This is a genomic window from Viridibacillus arenosi, assembly GCF_001955655.1.
Classification (GTDB): domain Bacteria; phylum Bacillota; class Bacilli; order Bacillales_A; family Planococcaceae; genus Viridibacillus; species Viridibacillus arenosi.
Genome location: NZ_MSPW01000034.1, coordinates 1 through 3,854 on the forward strand (window position 1 = coordinate 1; position 3,854 = coordinate 3,854).

The following is a 3,854-nucleotide window of genomic DNA, read 5'->3' on the forward strand; positions in this document are numbered from 1 at the left end:
GCGAACAATGACATTCACTCATTATTCACTATGTATAGTTTCCACAACATGAATCACTTTTATCCCTAAGGCTTCCCTTTTAGTTGAATGAAAAAAACTGTTTGAATAGCTCCAAGATCTTCAACTAAAGCACCCGTTAGTTGAACAAGATTTATATAATTAGTCCTTCATTTCCACCATAGTAATCAACGATTTCTTTTAATTCGGCTAACGTAGAAATCAAATAACTTTGTTCACTTTCAAATTCAAATTCTAAAAAATTCTCCACAGATAAATACTCTTGGAAAATACCTTGGATTTTAAATTTACCTAACCCAGTAAATTCAAGCACTAATTTAAGTTCTGATGAATCAGTATTTGGAAAATTAATAATGCCTTCTAACTCTTCGTAGCATTTAAGTAGTTGTTTATAGAATTCATATATTTGACCTGTTGAAAACCAAAGTTCGGCATCTTTTACGTAATAGTTCCCACTTTTAATTTGAATTTTCCCTTTAACATCATAGCCACCCAAATAACTTGTTTCTTTTGGGAAACCAAAAACTTCATTTAATTCAATTCTTATAAATCCTTGTTTGCCTTTAAGTTCAAATGCATACACTCAAATCATCTCTCTTCATTTAATTGCCTTGTTTCAACCATATCAAAATACAAGTTATTTTAACAGATTCTTATTCCACTAAACTGCCCCGTTAGTTGAATAAGACAATCGAGTATATTTTTTAAAATAAAGGATTCTAATAAATTATGGATAATATTTACATTAATACTAAAAAAAGGTGTGATAAAATGTTGAATCAGGTTTGTGTTATAAGTATTTACGTGCCAAATTTAAACAAAGCAATTGACTTTTATACCAATACTTTAGGTTTTGAATTAAACAAGCAGTATGGACCTAATATTGCATCACTTGTACACGGAGAGTTACCAATTATTTTAGAGGAGAACAATAATACAACCTTTAATCAAGATAATAAAATTACAGGAGTTGTATTAGGTTTGAGAACTGAAGATATTTATGAAACGGTTAAATTCTTAAAAGATAAAGAAGTTGAATTTATTGTAGATGAACCAACTAATTGTCCTCCAGGAAAATATATTAGTTTCAGAGACCCCTTCGGAAATATTTTAGAATATCTCCAATTTGAAAATCTGTAACAAGCATTAAAAGTTCAACATAATTGTTGAACTTTTTTTAATCTCCTTTTATAACTAACCTGCCCCGTTAGTTCAATAAAGAAAAAAGTGCTGCATATACAACTCAATGATCTTCAAGTATAGCACCCGTTAGTTGAAGAAGAACCTTTTCTTCTAATGCACATTTTTTCGATTTCGGAATACGTCTCAGATTCCTAACAGTTCGTATTAACAATAAGCTTCTTCATTAAAAATAAAAAGTTCAAAATCGAAACTTAACTACATTATTATTCGTTATATTATAAATAGTCTGAAAACAAAAAGGAGCCTAGCTATGAAACATTTATCAATTTATGTTTTTATCTTTAACTTACTTTTTTATGCACTAACCTTGTTTAATATTGATCTTGTTCCAGGTATAGTATGGCGAAGTGTATTAATTACAGGACCTATAATAGGGATTATCTTAGCTTTGTTGTATTCTAAAGGAAAATTGAAAGTAATAGGATTATCAGGAAATTTGTTCGTTTTTGTCATTGCCATACTTATGCCGTATATTGTTACAACATTTATTTGGAACCGACCATAGCAAGTTCACTTCTACAGAGCCAATATCTAAGAGATGTGCTTAGATATTGGCTCATTTAATTTGAAATTCATTAATTATTCTCCTAAGTTTTCTGCCATCTGTATTACGCCGTATGTTCGAATTGTCTATTATCCTTCAATTTCAATTTTTTCTAATTCCAAGTGTTGAACAGTTTTATTCCATTCGTCATACTTATAGCTGCATTTATACATTTACAAATACTGCTTTTTTTTATGAAATCGAAGAAATTCTCTAGATAGAAATTGACTTATCACTTAGATTGTATTGCATCTTAGTTTGTAGCTAAATAATCACTATTTCGGTATTCTCCAACTTTTCACTAATGCGATATAAAAACAAGGGAATTTATCAAATTTCTTATTGAACTAACCTGCCCCGGTAGTTGAAGAAGACAATCGAGTATATTTTTTAAAATAAAGGATTCTAAATAACATCTGTAGAATATTTACATTAATACTAAGAAAAGGTATCGTAAAATGGTGAATCAGATTTGTGTTATAAGTATTTACGTGCCAAATTTAAACAAAGCAATTGACTTTTATACCAATACTTTAGGTTTTACATTAAGGCTGTTTTCGTAAACTTTGTTGTTTTGATTAAATAGTGTTATTCAACAATCGGGCCAGATTGTTGAGGTGCTATATGTAAAGTGAACTTACCAAAAATTATTCTTATGGAGGTTGTAGAATGAGAAATGGTGTTATCTTAATGACCATAATTTCGGGGCTACTTTTCTGTTTTATAATGATTGCAGCTTCGCTATCTCCCTTTCCGGATCCTGGTGGATTCAATTCTTTAGGTATGTGGCTGAATATTATAATGTTTCTTGTCTTTTATATTCTGTCTTTAATTTTGTATTGGGTAGGAGTTAAAGGAATGAAATATGTTATGGCAGTTTTTTGCGGAGTAGGGTTACTTATATCACTTTCAATAATTGTACTGGCATTTGTAATGGGAACGGTTACTTATAATGTTTCTGATTTTCTATATGTGATCGTTCTTTGCATTATGTCACTAATTGCCAATATCGTTTGGTATATTTTTGCATTTAAAAAGTAGCAGATTTAAAAAGTAGCAGATTTATAACGTTCTGTTTTATAAGGATGCAATGTATACAACAATCGGGCGCGATTGTTGTATAGCCCAACTTTTCTTTATAGCAACAATCTTTGAGAAAACAGCCTACATTAAACAAGCAGTATGGACCTAACATTGCATCACTTGTACACGGAGTGTTACCAATTATTTTAGAAGAGAACGATAATACAACCTTTATTCAAGATAATAAAATTACAGGAGTTGTATTAGGATTACGAACTGAAGATATTTATAAAAAGGTTAAATTCTTAAAAGAGAAAAAAGTAGATTTAATTATAGATGAACCAACTAATTCCTCCAGGTAAATATATTAGTTTCAGAGACCCTTTCGCAAATATTTTAGAATATCTCCAATTTGAAAATATGTAACATGAATTAAAAGTTCAACAATTATGTTGAACTTTTTTAATCTCCTTTTATAACTAACCTGCCCCGTTAGTTCAATAAAGAAAAAAGAGCTGCATATGCAACTCAATGATCTTCAAGTAAAGCACCCCGTTAGTTGAAGTTGATTTAACTATCTTCGACGTTTATAACTATTTCATCAAATAATTTATCATTAAAATATATTTCCAATTTCCATAATCCACTTGTAGGGAACAACATATTCGATGGGATATGGGAATCGGCACCGTTATTAGGGCTAATGGAAGTATTGGAATATTGCCATACTGTATCATTGCCAGATACCAAAACGGGATGTTCTTTCCCTTCTTTGTCAGTTCCAACTACTTTAAAATCACCACTGATACTATCTTTGTCTCCCCAAAAATGCCACATATACTTATTTACTTTATTAGCAATAATCTTTTCTTCTACTGCTTCACCTTTTTTACCAGAGCCAACCAAGAAACCAACTTTCCCTTCTTCACCAATCAACAAAAACTCACCTTTTGTCCCATCACCAAAAGTAACTTCAACCGATTGCGCAATTTTTTGCACATTGTTACTAATTTGCTTCGCAATATGGCTCGGTATCACTTGAAACGTAATAAATATCGCAATACAT

7 protein-coding genes are annotated in these 3,854 nt (G+C 30.5%); 5 read left to right on the top strand and 2 right to left on the bottom strand.

Going from position 1 to position 3,854, the window contains the following annotated elements:
• Nucleotides 1-151 precede the first annotated feature (151 nt).
• Nucleotides 152-601, bottom strand: a complete 450-nt coding sequence (locus tag BK137_RS21560; protein WP_038191252.1) for a WapI family immunity protein — start codon at nucleotides 599-601, stop codon at nucleotides 152-154.
• 188 nt (nucleotides 602-789) lie between these two features.
• On the opposite strand from BK137_RS21560, the gene BK137_RS21565 reads away from it, so the two are divergent.
• The 5 genes from BK137_RS21565 (at nucleotide 790) to BK137_RS21580 (ending at nucleotide 3,150) form a co-directional block, all read left to right on the top strand.
• On the top strand, nucleotides 790-1,158 hold the full coding sequence (locus BK137_RS21565) for a VOC family protein (RefSeq protein ID WP_235175788.1): 369 nt from the start codon (nucleotides 790-792) through the stop codon (nucleotides 1,156-1,158).
• Nucleotides 1,159-1,471: 313 nt separating this feature from the next.
• Entirely contained in the window at nucleotides 1,472-1,726 is a 255-nt protein-coding gene (locus BK137_RS21570; RefSeq protein ID WP_038191250.1) for a hypothetical protein, read from the top strand.
• Nucleotides 1,727-2,223: 497 nt separating this feature from the next.
• Nucleotides 2,224-2,328, top strand: coding sequence for a VOC family protein (locus tag BK137_RS22065; protein WP_244898286.1), 105 nt, complete (start codon nucleotides 2,224-2,226; stop codon nucleotides 2,326-2,328).
• A gap of 106 nt (nucleotides 2,329-2,434) precedes the next feature.
• Nucleotides 2,435-2,806 (top strand): DUF5391 family protein, encoded by a 372-nt coding sequence (locus BK137_RS21575; RefSeq protein WP_038191248.1) that lies wholly within the window; start codon nucleotides 2,435-2,437, stop codon nucleotides 2,804-2,806.
• A gap of 110 nt (nucleotides 2,807-2,916) precedes the next feature.
• Complete coding sequence (locus tag BK137_RS21580) at nucleotides 2,917-3,150, top strand: hypothetical protein (RefSeq protein ID WP_038191245.1); 234 nt, start codon at nucleotides 2,917-2,919, stop codon at nucleotides 3,148-3,150.
• A 208-nt stretch (nucleotides 3,151-3,358) separates the two neighbouring features.
• Here BK137_RS21580 and BK137_RS21585 read toward each other — a convergent pair.
• Nucleotides 3,359-3,854: DUF4871 domain-containing protein (locus BK137_RS21585; protein WP_143691114.1), on the bottom strand; the 496-nt coding region annotated here is incomplete at its 5' end.

Excerpts from the sequence above, each read along its gene's own strand:
- BK137_RS21565 (WP_235175788.1), top strand. The coding sequence starts at position 790 with ATGTTGAATCAGGTTTGTGTTATAAGTATTTACGTGCCAAATTTAAAC.
- BK137_RS21570 (WP_038191250.1), top strand. The coding sequence starts at position 1,472 with ATGAAACATTTATCAATTTATGTTTTTATCTTTAACTTACTTTTTTAT.
- BK137_RS22065 (WP_244898286.1), top strand. The coding sequence starts at position 2,224 with ATGGTGAATCAGATTTGTGTTATAAGTATTTACGTGCCAAATTTAAAC.
- BK137_RS21575 (WP_038191248.1), top strand. The coding sequence starts at position 2,435 with ATGAGAAATGGTGTTATCTTAATGACCATAATTTCGGGGCTACTTTTC.